General features: G+C 72.9%; 11 protein-coding genes. 9 read left to right on the top strand and 2 right to left on the bottom strand.

What is annotated here, in order from left to right:
- Positions 1 to 12: 12 nt before the first annotated feature.
- From gatB to ACIP64_RS00035, 5 genes are all read left to right on the top strand, one after another.
- Positions 13 to 1,521 carry an Asp-tRNA(Asn)/Glu-tRNA(Gln) amidotransferase subunit GatB gene (gene gatB, locus ACIP64_RS00055; protein ID WP_401580114.1) on the top strand — a complete coding sequence of 503 codons (1,509 nt, stop codon included), beginning with the start codon at positions 13 to 15 and terminating at the stop codon, positions 1,519 to 1,521.
- Between the two features lie 261 nt (positions 1,522 to 1,782).
- Positions 1,783 to 3,987 (top strand): MMPL family transporter, encoded by a 2,205-nt coding sequence (locus ACIP64_RS00050; RefSeq protein WP_401580112.1) that lies wholly within the window; start codon positions 1,783 to 1,785, stop codon positions 3,985 to 3,987.
- A gap of 17 nt (positions 3,988 to 4,004) precedes the next feature.
- A complete protein-coding gene (locus ACIP64_RS00045) occupies positions 4,005 to 4,640 on the top strand; it encodes a hypothetical protein (protein WP_401580110.1) in 636 nt (211 codons plus the stop codon).
- Positions 4,641 to 4,789: 149 nt separating this feature from the next.
- Positions 4,790 to 5,017: a hypothetical protein gene (locus tag ACIP64_RS00040; protein ID WP_401580108.1), complete on the top strand. Its 228-nt coding sequence runs from the start codon at positions 4,790 to 4,792 to the stop codon at positions 5,015 to 5,017.
- A gap of 50 nt (positions 5,018 to 5,067) precedes the next feature.
- The gene (locus ACIP64_RS00035) at positions 5,068 to 8,103 is read left to right on the top strand and encodes an AAA family ATPase (protein ID WP_401581080.1); all 3,036 of its coding nucleotides are present in this window, start codon (positions 5,068 to 5,070) and stop codon (positions 8,101 to 8,103) included.
- A 94-nt stretch (positions 8,104 to 8,197) separates the two neighbouring features.
- On the opposite strand, the gene ACIP64_RS00030 is transcribed toward ACIP64_RS00035, so the two are convergent.
- Positions 8,198 to 9,409: a PQQ-dependent sugar dehydrogenase gene (locus ACIP64_RS00030; RefSeq protein ID WP_401580106.1), complete on the bottom strand. Its 1,212-nt coding sequence runs from the start codon at positions 9,407 to 9,409 to the stop codon at positions 8,198 to 8,200.
- Between the two features lie 76 nt (positions 9,410 to 9,485).
- Positions 9,486 to 10,478 (bottom strand): aldo/keto reductase, encoded by a 993-nt coding sequence (locus tag ACIP64_RS00025; RefSeq protein WP_401581078.1) that lies wholly within the window; start codon positions 10,476 to 10,478, stop codon positions 9,486 to 9,488.
- 56 nt (positions 10,479 to 10,534) lie between these two features.
- Here ACIP64_RS00025 and ACIP64_RS00020 point away from each other — a divergent pair, with 56 nt between their 5' ends.
- The 4 genes from ACIP64_RS00020 to ilvN all read left to right on the top strand — a co-directional run bounded on the left by ACIP64_RS00020 (position 10,535) and on the right by ilvN (position 17,238).
- Entirely contained in the window at positions 10,535 to 11,488 is a 954-nt protein-coding gene (locus ACIP64_RS00020; RefSeq protein ID WP_401580104.1) for a 2-hydroxyacid dehydrogenase, read from the top strand.
- A gap of 282 nt (positions 11,489 to 11,770) precedes the next feature.
- Complete coding sequence (locus ACIP64_RS00015) at positions 11,771 to 14,590, top strand: EAL domain-containing protein (protein ID WP_401580102.1); 2,820 nt, start codon at positions 11,771 to 11,773, stop codon at positions 14,588 to 14,590.
- 212 nt (positions 14,591 to 14,802) lie between these two features.
- Entirely contained in the window at positions 14,803 to 16,680 is a 1,878-nt protein-coding gene (locus tag ACIP64_RS00010; protein WP_401580100.1) for an acetolactate synthase large subunit, read from the top strand.
- A 30-nt stretch (positions 16,681 to 16,710) separates the two neighbouring features.
- A complete protein-coding gene (gene ilvN, locus ACIP64_RS00005; protein ID WP_401580098.1) occupies positions 16,711 to 17,238 on the top strand; it encodes an acetolactate synthase small subunit in 528 nt (175 codons plus the stop codon).
- Positions 17,239 to 17,403: the final 165 nt, after the last annotated feature.

Here is a 17,403-nt window from a genome sequence, read left to right as displayed (position 1 = left end):
GGTATCAAGACTGTGACCGTCACGGACCTGGTGTCCTACGAGGACGCGCTCGCGTCCTACGACCCGGTGATGGGCCTGGAGGTCCACGTCGAGCTCGGCACCAAGACGAAGATGTTCTGCGGCTGCTCGACCACCCTGGGCGCCGAGCCGAACAGCCAGGTGTGCCCGGTGTGCCTGGGCATGCCCGGCGCGCTTCCGGCCGTCAACGCGACCGGCGTCGAGTCCGCCATCAAGATCGGTCTCGCGCTCAACTGCGAGATCGCCGAGTGGTGCCGCTTCGCCCGGAAGAACTACTTCTACCCGGACATGCCGAAGAACTTCCAGACCTCCCAGTACGACGAGCCGATCGCCTTCAACGGCTACCTCGACGTGCAGTTGGAGGACGGCGAGGTCTTCCGCGTGGAGATCGAGCGCGCCCACATGGAGGAGGACACCGGCAAGTCCACCCACGTGGGCGGTGCCACCGGCCGCATCCACGGCGCCTCGCACTCGCTGCTGGACTACAACCGGGCCGGCATCCCGCTGATCGAGATCGTCACCAAGCCGATCGAGGGCGCCGGCGAGCGCGCGCCCGAGGTCGCCAAGGCGTACGTCACCGAGCTGCGCGAGCTGATCAAGGCGCTGGGCGTCTCCGAGGCCCGGATGGAGATGGGCCAGATGCGCTGCGACGTGAACCTGTCGCTGCGCCCCATCGGCCGGGAGAAGTTCGGCACCCGCAGCGAGACCAAGAACGTCAACTCGCTGCGCAGCGTCGAGCGGGCCGTGCGCTTCGAGGTCCAGCGGCACGCGGCGGTGCTCTCCTCGGGCGGCACGATCGTCCAGGAGACCCGGCACTTCCACGAGGACACCGGCTCCACCACCTCCGGCCGCATCAAGGAGGAGGCGGAGGACTACCGGTACTTCCCGGAGCCCGACCTCGTCCCCGTGGCGCCGGCCCGGGAATGGGTCGAGGAGCTGCGGGCGGGCCTGCCCGAGCTGCCGCGCGTGCGCCGGATGCGCCTCCAGGAGGACTGGGGCATCTCGGACCACGAGATGCAGTCGGTGCTCAACGCGGGCGCGATCGACCCGATCGTCGCCACCATCGAGGCCGGGGCCGACGCGGCCTCCGCCCGCAAGTGGTGGATGGGCGAACTGGCCCGCCGCTCCAACGAGGACGGCGTGGAGCTGTCCGCCCTGCCGATCACCCCGGCCCAGGTGGCCCGGGTGTCGGCGCTGGTGGCCGAGGGCTCGCTCAACGACAAGCTGGCCCGCCAGGTCATCGAGGGCGTGCTGGCCGGCGAGGGCGGGCCGGACGAGGTCGTCGACAAGCGCGGCCTGAAGGTCGTCTCGGACGAGGGCGCGCTCGGCGCGGCCGTCGACGAGGCCATCGCGGCCAACGCGGCGGTCGCCGACAAGATCCGCGGCGGCAACCTGGCCGCGGCCGGCGCGCTCATCGGCGCCGTCATGAAGATCACCCGCGGCCAGGCGGATGCCAAGCGCGTGCGCGAACTGGTCCTGGAGAAGCTCGGCGTGCAGGGCTGATCCCGGCGCGGCCGGTACGGCCGGCGCGGCGACGCAGGAAGGGGCGGGCTCCCGTTGACGGGGGCCCGCCCCTTCGGCTTTGTCACGGGTCCGCCGGAGATAAGGCCGCGATAAATTCCCCTGGGGCCATGTGATTCGAGGCACGAAAACGGCCAACGATCTCCTCTTCCTGGTTCAGTCGAAGACGAACGTGGTGTTCTTCGTGGGGCCTTCTCCTCCCGTAAAGATCCACGCAACCTCCAGGGAAGAGCAGGAGCGCGTATGGCCGCACTGGCCCGGTGGTGCCTCGACCGCCGACTCCTCGTCGTCGTCCTCTGGCTGGCCGCCCTCGTCGGCCTGTCCTCGGCGGCCCTGGTGGCCGGCTCCGCGTACTCCAACGACTACGACATCAAGGGCACGGACTCCAGCACGGCGACCGCCCTGCTCAAGGAGGCCTTCCCGGGCTCCTCCGGCGACAGCGACACGATCGTCTGGCACACCGACCGGGGCACCGTCAGCGCCGCGCCCGTCAAGGAGCGGCTGACCGGGGCCCTGGAGGAGGTCGCGGCGCTCCCCGGCGTCGCCTCGGTCACCGGCCCGTACGGCGCCGAGGGCGCCGGCCAGATCAGCCGGGACGGCCACACCGCCTACGCCATGGTGATGTTCGACCGGCCGTCGGAGGAACTGCATGCGGGCGAGGTGCAGAAGGTCGTCGACACCGCGCGGGCGGCCGCCGACGCCGACACCGCGGTCGCGCTCGGCGGCAGTGCCATCGCGCTCACCGAGGGCGGCGGCGGCCACATGAGCGAGGTCGTGGGCGTCGCCGTCGCGGCCGTGGTCCTGCTGCTGGCGTTCGGCTCGCTCTTCGCGATGTTCCTGCCGATCGTCACCGCGCTGGTGAGCGTGGGCACCGCGTACATGGCCGTCGAACTGCTCAGCCACCTGCTGCGGGTGGCCGACTTCGCGCCGATGCTCGGCCTGCTCGTCGGGCTCGGCGTGGGCATCGACTACGCGCTGTTCATCGTCACCCGGCACCGCAGAGGCCTCAAGCAGGGACTGCCGGTGCGCGAGGCCGCGGAGAAGGCGGTCGCCACGACCGGGCGGGCCGTGGTCTTCGCGGGCGGCACCGTGTGCGTGGCGCTGCTCGGCATGCTGATCCTGCGGCTGTCCTTCCTCAACGGCGTCGCCGTCGCCGCGTCCCTCACCGTGATGCTCACCGTCGCCGCCTCGGTGACGCTGCTGCCGTCCCTGCTCGGCGTGATCGGCATGAGGGCGCTCAGCCGCCGGGAGCGCCGCCGGCTCGCCGAGCACGGTCCCGCACCGGAACTGCCCACCGGGCTCGCCGCGCGCTGGTCCGCCTTCGTCGAGCGGCACCCGCGGATCCTCGCGACGGTCGCCGCCGCCGTGATGCTGCTCCTGGCCGTGCCCACCCTGTCCCTGCACCTGGGCGCCTCGGACCAGGGCAACGACGCCACGGGGACCTCCACCCGGCAGGCGTACGACATGCTGTCGGACGGCTTCGGGCCCGGCTTCAACGGGCCGCTGCAACTGGTCGCCAAGTCCGGCGACGCGGCCGACCGGGCGGCCCTGGACCGGCTCACCGACGTACTCCAACGCACTGAGGGCGTCGCCGCGGTCCACATGGAGTCCGCGCAGCACGGCAACGGCCTGAACGTCCTGGACGTCGTCCCGACCACCTCCCCGCAGGACCAGGCGACCGACCGGCTCGTCACCCACCTGCGCCGGGACGTCGTCCCCGAGGCCACCGAGGGCACCTCGCTCCAGGTGTACGTCGGCGGCGTCACCGCCGGCTACGCGGACTTCGCCTCGGTGATCGTCGGCAAACTCCCGCTGTTCGTCGGCTCGGTCGTCGGCCTCGGCTGCGTGCTCCTGCTGCTGGCGTTCCGCAGCATCGGCATCCCGCTCAAGGCGGCGGTCATGAACATCGCCGCGGTCGCCTCCTCCTTCGGGATCGTGGTGGCGATCTTCCAATGGGGCTGGGGCAGCGAGCTGCTGGGCCTCGGGGCCGCCGGGCCGATCGAGCCCTTCCTCCCGGTGATCATGGTCTCGGTGCTCTTCGGGCTCTCGATGGACTACCAGGTCTTCCTGGTGAGCCGGATGTACGAGGAGTGGCGGGAGACGCACGACAACCGGCGGGCCGTCCGGGTCGGCCTGACCGAGACCAGCCGCGTGATCAACTCCGCGGCGGTCATCATGGTCTCCGTCTTCCTGGCCTTCGTCCTCAGCGGCGACCGGGTGATCGCGATGTTCGGCATCGGACTGGCCGCCGCCGTGGCCCTGGACGCCTTCGTCCTGCGAACGCTGCTGGTCCCGGCGTTGATGCACCTGCTGGGGCGGTGGAACTGGTGGCTGCCGGAACGGCTGGACCGGCGCCTGCCGAAGATCTGCATCGAGGGTCCCCGAGGCACCTGCGACGGCTCCGGGGGGCCCGAAAGCGCGGATTCTCAGGAAGTTCTCAGAATTTGACCCTACGGTTGCCGCTCATGGAGACCATCAAGACCGCGGACGCGGCAGCCGGCACGACCACCGACGCCGTGGAGACCGTGTCCGACGGCGCCACGACGGACGCCGCCGCCAAGAACAGCGCGCAGACCGAGACCAGCACCAGCACCAGTACGGAGCAGGCCGAGAAGGCAGAGCCCGTCGAGAACACCGACGCGGACGACGAGTTCGCCGAGGACGAGGGCGACGGGGACACCCCCGCCGGCCGCTCCGCCGCGGTCGCCCCGGGCGCCGCGGCCGTCGTGGGCGCCGCCCTCGGCCTGGCCTCCCTGACCGGCACCTGGATGGGCACCGTCCTGTCCGCCCGCCGTGAACTCGTCGGGCAGATCGGCGCCTCCTCCGCGAGCCCCGCCGAGCAGATCAACCAGATATACGCCGCGCCCTGGCACACCGTGGCCGCGATCAACGGGGCCTTCGCGCTGGTAGCGCTCATCGTCACCGGCATCGTGCTGCTCGCCGTGCGGGACTCCGCCCCGTGGGCGCGCGCCCTCGCCTGGGGCGGGCTGGTGCTCGGTGCCCTGGGCCTGCTCATCGCGGTCGGGATGTACTTCGACCTGTTCGCCTCCCTGCCCACCGTGCCCGCCACGCCTGCCGCGCCCGCCGGAGCCGGCGGCTGACCCTGGGCACCCGCCGGGGCCGCCTAAGGCATCCCGGCCGCCGAACCCTGGGAGGTTGCCCGATGCGGCGCCCCCGCCTTGGGGACGAGGCTGAAGTCACCGGAGAACGAAGCCGGTCGACCATCCGCCCCGTCCCCAAGGAGTCGGCGATGTACCTGCACGAAATGCTCGGCCGGGCCCGCACCGAGGAACTGCTGCGCGAGGCCGAGGAGTTCCGCCTGGCGCGCGCCGTGCGGCAGGCCGCGCGCGAGACCGCCGCCGTTCGCCGGGCCGCGCGCCGCGGCGGCACCGAGGCCGCACCCGACGACGGGGAGGCCCGGCCCGCCAGGGCCGCCCGGCGCGGCCGGCGACCGCGCCGGCTGGGCGCGACCGGATGACCGTCACGGTGCCGGCGCAAACCGGTACCGCGCTGTCGGACCCCCGTGCGATGCTCGGGACCGTGCAGAACCAGTCCGTCAGCCCGGTGTTCGTGGGCCGAGCCCGCGAACTGACCCGGCTCGCCTCCGCGCTCGCCCGCGCCCACGCGGGCGAGCCGCAGGCGCTGGTCATCGGCGGCGAGGCGGGGGTCGGCAAGACCCGGCTGGTGGAGGAGTTCCTGACCGCGGCCCGCGGTCCCGGCACGGTGACCGCCGTCGGCGGCTGCGTCGAGATCGGCGCGGACGGCCTGCCGTTCGCCCCTGTCGCCACGATCCTGCGCTCCCTGCACCGGCAACTGGGCGACGAACTGACCGCCGCCGCCACGGGCCGCGAGGGCGAACTCGCCCGCCTGCTGCCCGGGATCGGGCTGCCCGGCGGCCCCGACGCGCCGCAGGACCGGCACGACGAGGACGGCCGGGCCCGGCTGTTCGAGCTCACCGCGCGCCTGCTGGAGCGGCTCTCCGAGGACCGCACCCTCGTCGTCGCCCTGGAGGACCTGCACTGGGCGGACCGCTCCACCCGCGAACTTCTCTCCTACCTGCTGCGGTCGGCGTCCCGCGGACGGCTGGTCGTGCTGGCCACGTACCGCTCCGACGACATCCACCGCCGCCACCCGCTGCGGCCCTTCCTCGCCGAACTCGACCGGATGCGCACCGTGGAGCGCGTCGAGCTGTCCCGCTTCAGCCAGGCCGAGGTGCGCGCCCAGGTCGCCGGCATCCTCGCCGCGGAGCCCACGCCCTCGCTGGTCGAGCGGGTCTTCGCCCGCTCCGACGGCAACCCCTTCTTCGTCGAGGAACTCGCCTGCAGCATCACGCAGGGCTGCCGTACCGGACTCAGCGACAGCCTGCGCGACCTGCTGCTGGTGCGGGTCGAGACGCTGCCCGAGACCGCGCAGCGGGTCGCCCGCGTCGTCGCCGAAGGCGGCTCCGCCGTCGAGTACCGGCTGCTCGCCGCCGTCGCCGGGCTCGGCGAGGACGAACTCCTGGAGGCACTGCGGGCCGCCGTCGGGGCCAAGATCCTCCTGCCGACCGAGGACGGCGACGGCTACCGCTTCCGGCACGCGCTGGTCCGCGAGGCCGTCGGCGACGACCTGCTGCCGGGGGAGCGCAGCCGCCTCAACCGCCGCTACGCCGAGGCGCTGGAGGCCGAACCCGCCCTCGTCCCGGCCGACGAACTGCCCGCCCGGCTGGCGAGTCACTGGTACCACGCGCACGATCCGACCCGCGCGCTGCCCGCCGTGCTGCGCGCCTCGGTCGCCGCGCGGCGCCGGCACGCCTACGCCGAGCAGCACGGCCTGCTCGAACGCGCCCTGGAGCTCTGGGACGACGCCCCGCGGGACGTACGGGCGGCACTGCGGCCGATGGACTACGTCGAGGTCTACCCGCCCTGCGGCTGCGACCCCGGCAGCACACCCCTGCGCTATCTCGACCTGCTCGCCGAGACCGCCGTCGCCGCCCGGCTCAGCGCCGACCGCGAAGGGGCGTACGACGTCACCAAACGCGCCCTGCGGCTGCTCGAACGCGACGACGACCCGCTGCGCGCCGCCTGGTTCTGGATTCAGCGGTCGCGGCTGATGGTGGCGATGGGGCGCGGCGACGGGTGGGCGGAGATATCCCGCGCCGAGAAGCTCGTCGAGGGCCTGCCGCCGTCACCTGTCCACGCCGACGTGCTGGAGAGCGCCGCCGGCTGGGGCATGCTGCACAATCCGGGGCCGGAGAGCGTCGGCACCGCCGAGCGCGCCGTCGAACTGGCCCGGCTCGTCGGGGCGGAGGAGACCGAGATCCGCGCCCGCATCACCCTCGGCGTCCTGCTCGGCGCCTGCGGCGACGTGGACGGCGGCCTCCGCGAGCTCGCCGCGGCCCGCGAACAGGCCGCCGACTCCGGCCGGCACGCCGGCCTCGTGGTCAACGCGGACGCCAACCTCGCGGCCGCCCTGGAAGCGGTGGGCCGCTCGGAGGAGGCCGTGGCCACCGCACGCCGGGGCGTCGAGAACGCCCTGTGTCACGGGCTGCGCGACGGCGCTGCCTTCGCCGCCGCCAACGAGGCCGAGTCCCTGCTCGCGCTCGGCCGCTGGGACGAGGCGGCGGCTCTCGCCACCCACGGCCGCGACACCTCGGAACACGCCCTCTACCTCGGCTGGGCGGCGACGCTGCTGGCCCATGTCGCCGTGCTGCGCGGCGACCACGCGGCGGCCGAGGCCGAGGTCGCCGCCGCCCGCGAGCACCTGGGCGCCGAGGAACACCAGCCGCAGAACACCGTGCCGCTGCGCCACTTGGCGGTGGCCGCCGCGGCCGGACACGGACGCTTCCTCGAAGCCCGCGCCGGGGTGCGCGCCGCACTCGCCGCCGGGTTGCCGCCCGCCGTCCACCGGTACGCCTGGCCGCTGCTGCACACCGCCGCCGCGCTGGAGGCCGACGCGCTGGGCCTGCCCGGCGCCGACGCCGACCGGGCCGACACGCTCGCCCTCATCCGCGCCGCCGCGCGGCGGCTGCCCCGCCTCGCCCCGGTGTGGGCGGCCTACGCCCTGCTGGTCGACGCCGAACTGGCGCGTGCGGAAGGCGGCACGGAGCCCGCGCCCTGGGCGGCCGCGGAGGAGGCGTTCGGGGCCCTGGACCGCCCGCACCCGCTGGCCCAGGTACGCCTGCGGCACGCCGAGGCACTGCTCGCCCGGGGCGGTCCCGAGGCCCGCGACCGCGCGGCCGCCCTGCTCCGGCAGGCCCGTGACGCGTCGGCCGCCCTGGGCGCGGCGTCCCTGACCGAGGCCGTGGAACTGCTCGCCCGCCGCGGCCGCCTGTCGCTCGACGCCGCGGAGGCCCCGGCCGAGGAGGAGCCCGAGCCGTTCGGCCTCACCACGCGCGAGCGTGAGGTGCTCCGCCGCGTCGCCGCGGGCTGGACCAACCGCCGCATCGCCGAGGAGCTGTTCATCTCGCCCAAGACCGCGAGCGTGCACGTCTCCAACATCCTGGCCAAACTCGGCGTCTCCGGCCGCGGCGAAGCCGCCGCGCTCGCGCACCGCCTGCGTCTCTTCCCGGATGTGCCGGCCTAGCTCGCGCGTTGGCGTTCCTCCGTGGCCCGGGTCGGCGTTCCGGCGCGAACAGCTCCCGCAGCGCGTCGAACATCGCACCCCCGGGGTGTCGTCGTCAGCCGACCTTCAGCCGCAGTATGCGGTCGTCGCCCTTGCGGGGATCCCCCCGGCCGTCGGTGTTGCTCGTCGTCAGCAGCAGGTCGCCGTCGGCTTCGGCCACGACCGTGCGCAGCCGCCCGTAGGTGCCGACGAGGAAGGCCTGCGGCGGCGCCGCGGCCTTCGTGCCCGCCAGCGGGATGCGCCACAGCCGGGCGCCGCGCAGCGAGGCCATCCACAAGGAGCCCTTGGCGTAGGCGATGCCGCTGGGGGAGGCGTCGTCGGTGTGCCAGGTGGCGATCGGGTCGGCGTAGCCCGCGCGGTGGGCCAGCCCCTCGACGACGGGCCAGCCGTAGTTCTTGCCGGGCTCGATGAGGTTGACCTCGTCCCAGGTGTCCTGGCCGAACTCCGAGGCCCACAGCCGCCCCTCGGCGTCCCAGGTGAGGCCCTGCACGTTGCGGTGGCCGTAGGAGTAGACGAGGGAGTCCGCCTCGGGATTGCCGTGCACGGGTTCGCCGTCGGGCGTCATGCGCAGGATCTTGCCGCCGAGGGACTTCTTGTCCTGGGCCAGGCCGCGGTCGCCGCTCTCGCCGGTGCCCGCGTACAGCATGCCGTCCGGGCCGAAGGCGATCCGGCCGCCGTTGTGGATGGCGCCGTGCGGAATGCCGCGCACGATGGTGTCGGGGGCGCCGAGCTGCTCGCCGGCCGGCTTGGCCGGGTCGTAGAGCATGCGGGCGATGCGGTTGTCGGAGTCGGTGGTGAAGTACGCGTACACCAGGTGGTCGGTCGCGAAGCCGGGGGAGACCGCCAGCCCGAGGAGGCCGCCCTCGCCGCCCGAGGAGACCCCGGGCACCGTGCCGGCCTCGGTCGTGCGGCCGGTGGCCGGGTCCACCCGGACGATCCTGCCGGTGTCGCGCGAGGCGACCAGCAGCCCGCCGTCCTGCAGGACCGCCACGCCCCACGGGGTGTTCAGCCCGGTCGCGACGGTGCCGACGACCTTCACCGAGCCCTTCGCGGGCGCGGCGGGGACCGTCGAGCCGCCGCCGGGCGGCGAGGCCGGGGCGGCACCGGAGGAGGAGGCGGGGGCGGAGGTCGCGGAGGCCGTCAGCGCGTCCCCGGAGGAGCATCCCGCGGTCAGCAGTGCGGCAGCGGCCAGCACGGCGGTGACAACGGCGGCACGGCGTCCCACGCTTCCCTCCCGGCGGTCCTGCGGCACGGACTTCAAGCACATCACATCTGTCTCTACACCGCCCGGCCGTTGCCGGTTCCCGCCGCGGCGGGAAAACCGGGACAAGGGGGCGGCGCGGTCAGTCCCAGGAGCCGCGGGCCGGCGGCAGGCCGGCTATCTCGGTGAAGTCCTCGGCGGTCAGCGCGAGTTCGGCGGCACCGGCGTTCTCGGCCGCCCACCGCTCCCGCTTGGTCCCCGGCACCGGCACCACCTGCGGTCCCTGGGCGAGCACCCACGCCAGCGCCACCTGCGCAGGCGTCGCGCCGCGCGCCTCGGCGACCCGGCGCAGTCCCGCCACGATCGGCTGGTTGGCGGCCATCATCTCGGCGGTGAACCGCGGGTGCCGTGCTCGCGTGTCGTCGCGCTCGAAGCCCTGGCCCGGGGTGAGCGTGCCCGTCAGGAAACCGTTGCCCAGCGGCATCGCCGCCATGAAGCCGACACCGCGCTGCGTGCACCACGGCAGCAGCTCGGCCAGCGCGTCGGGCGACCACACCGACAGTTCGGCCTGCACACAGCTGACCGGGAACACCTGCTGGACCCGCCGCAGGTGGGCGAGCGTCTCGTCGTAGATCCGCGACCCGGCGCGGCGTGCCGGCCGCGCGCCGACCGCGCACCACCCCAGCGCGCGCACCTTGCCGGCGGTGACCAGTTCCGCCATCGCGCCCCAGGTCTCCTCGACCGGCACCTCCGGATCGGCCCGGTGCAGTTGGTAGAGGTCGATCACGTCCGTCTGCAGCCGCCGCAGCGAGGCGTCGCAGGCCCGCCGCACATAGGAGGGCCGCCCGTTGGCCACCAGGTGCTGCTCGCCCACCAGCAGACCGCACTTGGTGGAGACGAACGCCTCGTCCCGGCGCTGCTTCAGCACCCGCCCCAGCAGCAGCTCATTGGTGAACGGGCCGTAGATGTCGGCGGTGTCCAGCAGCGTCGCCCCCCGGTCCAGCGCCGCGTGCACCGTCCGCAAGGACGCTTCCCCGTCCTGCTGCGATGTGGTGTACGCCCAGCTCATCGGCATGCACCCGAGTCCCACGGCGCCCACCTCGAGAGCCGCCGCCCCGACCGTCCTGCGCTCCACCTGGATGACCTCCGCTGACCACTCGCGCCGCCCCACTGTGTCATAGCCTCCTGACCATGGCTGACATCACCCGGAACCACCGCCCCACCGCATGGCTGCCGATCCCCGCCGAGGACATCGGGGGGCTCCCGGACACCGTCGACTACCTTTTCTGGGACGGCGCCGAGGACTACCCCGGCGACCCGGCGGAGACGGACTTCTACGTAGTGCCGTACATGAAGGGCGCGGAGGTCGCGGGCCGTCCGCTCCCGCGGATGACGGGCCTTCAGGTGGTGCAGACGCTCAGCGCCGGCGTGGACCACGTACTGCCGCACCTGGCCGAGCTCCCCTCCGGCGTGCGCCTGTGCAACGCGCGCGGTGTCCACGAGGCGAGCACCGCGGAACTGGCCTTGGCGCTCACCCTGGCCTCCCTGCGCGGCATCCCGCGCTTCGTGCGCGGGCAGGACGCCGAGGAGTGGCACGACGGCTTCTACCCCGCCCTGGCCGACAAGAGCGTCCTGATCGTCGGGTACGGGTCCATCGGCGCCGCGATCGAGGACCGGCTCGCGCCCTTCGAGTGCGACGTCGTCCGGGTCGCCCGCCTGGCGCGCCGCTCCCCGCGCGGCCCGGTGCACGCCCTGGGGGACCTGCCCGCGCTGCTGCCCGCCGCCGACGTGGTCGTCCTCTCGACCCCGCTGACCGAGGCCACCCGGGGGCTGGTGGACGCCGCGTTCCTGGCCCGGATGAAGGACGGCGCCCTCCTGGTGAACGTCGCGCGCGGGCCCGTGGTGGACACCGGTGCCCTGGTCGCCGAGCTGACGTCGGGCCGGGTGCGCGCGGCACTCGATGTCACCGACCCCGAGCCGCTGCCCGCGGGGCACCCCCTCTGGCACGCCCCCGGTGTCCTCATCAGCCCGCACGTCGGCGGCAGTACGTCCGCCTTCCTCCCCCGGGCCAGGCTGCTGCTGCGCGAGCAGCTGCGCCGGTTCGCGGCGGGTGAGAACCTGGCCAACATCGTGACCACGACCTGACGGCCCCTTAACTCCCTTGTGGCACCGGGTGACTGGAAACGCTCCTGGAACCGCTTGCCGGTCACGCTGTGTAGAGGAACTATGTCCCTGAGTGACCGCTCTGGTGTATCGTCCCGGATTGGGGGAACGCGACCGGCGTGGCGTGGAATGCCGCGAACGGGCGCGGGACGGCTCAGGACTTGATGGGGGGCGACGGGCGATGTGCGGCCAATGGAGAGAGCACCGCAAGCGGGACCACGGCACACCACGCCGGGAGCGCTCACGGCATTCCCGGACGACGCCGTGAGTGCCCAGGGGGCGGTTCTCGCGGGACCCCCGGTCCCCGAGGGCCGGTCGATCCTGCCGCAGCTCGTCGTGGCCGTGCTCTGCGGCGGCTATGCGATCGGCGCCGCCCTCGGATGGGGTTCCGAGGAGCTGGCCGTGGTGATGGGGGACTTCGGGCTCTCCGGCGCCGCCCTGGCGGCCACCGTCTCGTGCCTGGCGTACATCCGCACCGTGTCACGCCGAAAGCGGCCCGCCTGGGTGCTGTTCGCCCTGTCGTCCGCCATGGTCGCGCTCGGCAACGGCATCTGGGGCTGGTACGAGGTCGTGCTGCGCGAAGACGTGCCGCGCACCTCGCTCGCCGACTTCTGCTTCCTGCTCTTCGCCCCGCCCGCGATCATCGGCCTGCTGGTGCTGGCCAAGCGCCCGGACAGCCGGTCCGGCTGGGTCTGCCTGGGGCTGGACGCCTGGCTCATCGCCGGCTCGCTGGTCACCCTGTCCTGGACGCTCGCGCTCGCCCAGGCCGCACTGTGGGACGGGCGGAGCACCGCGTGCATCGCCCTGTCGCTGGCGTATCCGCTGCTCGACATCCTGCTCGTCAGCATGGTGCTGGCGCTGCACTTCCGGCGTTCCTCGGCCAACCGGGCGGCGGTCAACACCGCCATCGCCTCGCTCGCCCTGACGGTGCTGTGCGACGCCCTGTTCACCTCGCCCCTGCTGCGCGAGCACTACCGTTCCGGCCAGATCCTCGACGCGGGCTGGTTCGCGGGCAGCATGCTGCTGGCCTACGCGCCCTGGGTGGGCCACCGGGAGCGGGTCGCCGAGCGGCGGGCCGCCCCCCAGCCGCGCCGTGCGACCGGCTCCCTGGCCGCGCTCACGCCGTACCTCGCCGCCGCGGTCTGCGTCCTCGGCATCCTCTACAACGCCATCGACGGCCGCAGGATCGACCGCGTGGTGCTGTTCGCCGGCTGCACCGTGGTCCTCGCCCTGGTGGTGCGCCAGGGCATCATGCTGCTCGACAACATCTCCCTCGCCCAGGAGCTCGCCCAGAAGGAGAACCACTTCCGCTCCCTGGTGCAGGGCTCCAGCGACGTCATCATGATCGCCTCGCCCACCGGCGTGCTGCGGTACGTCAGCCCCGCCGCCACCGGTGTGTACGGGAGGGAGGCGGAGGAGATGGTCGGCACCGAGTTCGCCTCCCACATCCATCCCGACGACCTCGGGCGGGTGCTGCACGAGGTGCGGCGCTTCCTGGCCGCGCATCCCGCGCAGGAGCCCGCCACCCGCATCGAGTGCCGCATCCACCACGGGGACGGAAGCTGGCTCAATGTCGAGTCCAGCGTCAACCGCTACCAGGGCGGCCTGATCTTCAACAGCCGCGACGTCACCGAGCGCGTCCGGCTCCAGGCGCAACTGCAGCACAGCGCCTCCCACGACCCGCTCACCGACCTGCCCAACCGCGCCCTGTTCACCGAGCGCATCCGGCAGGCCCTCGGCGGCCGCCGCGCCGGGGACGGCGAACCCGGCACCACCGCGGTGCTCTTCATCGACCTCGACGGCTTCAAGGCGGTCAACGACACGGTCGGCCACCAGGCCGGCGACGAGCTGCTGATCCAGGCCGCCCGCCGGCTCCAGGAGTCCGTGCGCGCGGGCGACACCGCGGCCCGCCTCGGCGGCGACGAGTTCGCCGCCCTCATCTGCGGCACCAGCGCCGACCGCCATCTGCGCGAGTACCAGGTGCACGAGGTCGCCGACCGGCTGCGGGCCGCGCTCTCCGAGCCCTACCGCGTGGACGGCACGGAGGTGCGGGTGGCCGCCAGCATCGGTGTCGCCTTCGCCGACCCGGGCGTCAGCCCCGGCGAGCTGCTGCGCAACGCCGACCTGGCGATGTACCGGGCCAAGCAGGCCGGCAAGGGCCGGGTGGAGATGTACGCGCCCGCCATGCAGGCCGAGGTGGTACGCCGTGCCGAACTGGCCGGACGCCTGCGCTCGGCGCTGCGCGACGGCGAGTTCGCGCTGCTCCACCAGCCGGTGGTCGACCTGTGCAGCGGTGAGGTCACCGCGGTCGAGGCGCAGGCCCGCTGGCGCTCCGCCCAGGGCATCCTCTTCACCCCCGCGGAGTTCCTGCGGGTCGCCGAGGACACCGACCGCACCTCCCAGCTGGCCCGCTGGCTGCTGGAGGAGGCCGTGCGCCAGGCCGCGCTGCGGCACGCGGCGGGCCTGCCGGTCCCCGTCGCCGTCCGGCTGTCCACGCGCCGGCTGATGCACCGCGAGCTGCCCACGAAGGACATCGAGGCGCTGCTCGCCCAGCACGAGCTGCCCCCGGGCGCCCTGCTGCTCCAACTGGCCGACCAGGACCCCCGCATCTCCTTCGACGAGCTGGAGCGCCGGCTGACCGCGCTGCGCCGCCTCGGGGTGAAGATCGCCCTGGAGGGCTTCGGCACCGGCTACGCGCCGATGAACGTCCTGCGGCGGCTGCCGCTGGACGTCCTCAAGCTGGACCGGGGACTGACCGAGGGCGTTGTGGAGTCCGCCCGGCTGCGCAAGATCACCGCGGGGCTGCTGGGCATCGCCGAGGACCTCGGCATCCGCTCGGTGGCCGAGGGGGTGGACCGCCCGGAGCAGGTGCTCGCGTTGCGTGAGATGCGATGTACGCACGGCCAGGGCATGGCATTCTCGGGGCCTCTGGACGAGCACCGGCTGCGCTCCTCGCTGACCCGCGGCGGCTACCCCGTCCCCGGGGACACGGCCCTCCTGGCGGGCGGCAGGACCCCCGCGCACGGCACCTGCACCACCGACGAGATTCTCTCGAATGCTGAGACGCCCGTCCCACCCGCTTGACACCCCGCAGGCCCGAGGAGGAAGGTCAGTCCCATGCGCACCCGAATTCTCGTACTTGGAAAGCGCGTCGGCTGACCCGAGGCCGCATCCCGCCTCGTGGAAACCACCGACGCGCTCCCCTCGCTTGCCCCTGGGCACGAGGGGTTTTTTGTTGCCTGGGATTCAGACAAACCACCCTCTCCACCCTCAAACTTCTGAGAGATGAGAAGCAGATGACCGAGCAGGCCACCGGGGCCCACCACCCGCAGCCGCGGGCCCGCGGCGCCGCGCCGCAGCCCGTCACCGCCGAGCGCGTCACGGGCGCCCAGTCCCTCATCCGCTCGCTGGAGGCGGTCGGCGCCGACACCGTGTTCGGTATCCCGGGTGGCGCGATCCTTCCGGCCTACGACCCGCTGATGGACTCCAAGAAGGTGCGCCACGTCCTGGTCCGCCACGAGCAGGGCGCCGGACACGCCGCCACCGGCTACGCGCAGGCCACCGGCAAGGTCGGCGTCTGCATGGCCACCTCCGGTCCCGGTGCCACCAACCTTGTCACCCCGATCGCCGACGCGCACATGGACTCGGTCCCCATGGTCGCGATCACCGGCCAGGTCGCGTCCAAGGCGATCGGCACCGACGCCTTCCAGGAGGCGGACATCTGCGGCATCACCATGCCGATCACCAAGCACAACTTCCTGGTCACCGATGCCGCCGAGATCCCGCGGACCATCGCCGAGGCCTTCCACATCGCCTCCACCGGCCGCCCCGGCCCGGTCCTGGTCGACATCGCCAAGGACGCCCTCCAGGCGCAGACCACCTTCTCCTGGCCGCCGGCCACCGATCTGCCCGGCTACCGCCCGGTGACCAAGCCGCACGCCAAGCAGATCCGCGAGGCCGCCCGGCTGATCAACGAGGCCCGGCGCCCCGTGCTGTACGTCGGCGGCGGCGTCCTCAAGGCCCGCGCCACGACGGAGCTGCGCATCCTGGCCGAGCTGACCGGCGCCCCGGTGACCACCACGCTGATGGCTCTCGGCGCCTTCCCCGACAGCCACGCCCAGCACGTCGGCATGCCCGGCATGCACGGCTCGGTCTCCGCCGTCGCCGCGCTGCAGAAGGCCGATCTGATCATCGCCCTCGGCGCCCGCTTCGACGACCGGGTCACCGGCAAGCTGGACTCCTTCGCCCCGTACGCCAAGATCGTCCACGCCGACATCGACCCGGCCGAGATCTCCAAGAACCGGGTCGCCGACGTGCCGATCGTCGGTGACGCCCGCGAGGTCCTCGCCGACCTGATCGTCGCGGTCCAGGCCGACCACGACGCCGGCCACCGCGGCGACTACACCGAGTGGTGGAAGCTGCTCAACGGTCTGCGCGACACCTACCCCCTCGGCTACGACCTGCCCGCCGACGGCAGCCTGTCCCCGCAGCAGGTCATCCAGCGCATCGGCGAGCTGGCCCCGGAGGGCACCCTCTTCGCCGCCGGCGTCGGCCAGCACCAGATGTGGTCCTCGCAGTTCATCTCCTTCGAGCGGCCCAACACCTGGTTCAACTCCGGCGGCGCCGGGACCATGGGCTACGCGGTGCCCGCGGCGATGGGTGCCAAGGCGGGCATGCCCGGCTCCACCGTGTGGGCGATCGACGGCGACGGCTGCTTCCAGATGACCAATCAGGAACTGACCACCTGCGCGCTGAACAACATCCCGATCAAGGTCGCCGTCATCAACAACGGTGCCCTCGGCATGGTCCGCCAGTGGCAGTCGCTCTTCTACAACGAGCGCTACTCCAACACCGTCCTGCACGGCGGCGAGACCAACGCCGGCAGCGGCTCCCACACCGGCGCCAGCGAGGGCCCGCGCAGCGGCACCCGTGTCCCGGACTTCGTGAAGCTGGCCGAGGCCATGGGCTGCGTCGGCCTGCGCTGCGAGGACCCCGCCGACCTCGACGAGATCATCGAGAAGGCCAATGCCATCAACGACCGCCCCGTGGTCGTCGACTTCATCGTCCACGAGGACGCCATGGTGTGGCCGATGGTCGCCGCCGGCACCTCCAACGACGAGATCATGGCCGCCCGCGACGTCCGCCCGGACTTCGGCGACGCGGCCGACGACTGAGGACCGAGAGAAGCAGAGGAACGACGCGACATGTCCAAGCACACGCTCTCCGTCCTGGTGGAGAACAAGCCCGGTGTCCTCGCCCGGATCACCGCCCTGTTCTCCCGCCGCGGCTTCAACATCGACTCCCTCGCGGTCGGCACCACGGAGCACCCCGACATCTCCCGCATCACCATCGTGGTGAACGTGATCGACGAGCTCCCGCTGGAGCAGGTCACCAAGCAGCTCAACAAGCTCGTCAATGTGCTGAAGATCGTCGAGCTGGAGGCCGGTTCCGCCGTCCAGCGCGAGCTGGTCCTGGTGAAGGTGCGAGCCGACAACGAGTCGCGCTCCCAGATCGTCGAGATCGTGCAGCTGTTCCGGGCCAAGACCGTTGACGTCTCCCCGGAGGCCGTCACCATCGAGGCCACCGGCGGCGCCGACAAGCTGGAGGCCATGCTGAAGATGCTGGAGCCGTTCGGCATCAAGGAACTGGTCCAGTCCGGCACGATCGCGATCGGCCGCGGCGCCCGTTCGATCACCGACCGGTCCCTGCGTGCCCTCGACCGGACCGCATAGCGAGACCGCAAAACTAGTTCTCCGCCCACGGACGTACTGTGTGGGCAACCCGCCAGATCCAAGGAGAGACCCGAAGTGGCCGAGCTGTTCTACGACGACGATGCCGACCTGTCCATCATCCAGGGCCGCAAGGTCGCGGTCATCGGCTACGGAAGCCAGGGCCAC

It is taken from the genome of Streptomyces sp. NPDC088733 (genome assembly GCF_044751185.1).
Classification (GTDB): Bacteria; Actinomycetota; Actinomycetes; order Streptomycetales; family Streptomycetaceae; genus Actinacidiphila.
This window is presented reverse-complemented; position numbering and strand designations above follow the sequence as displayed.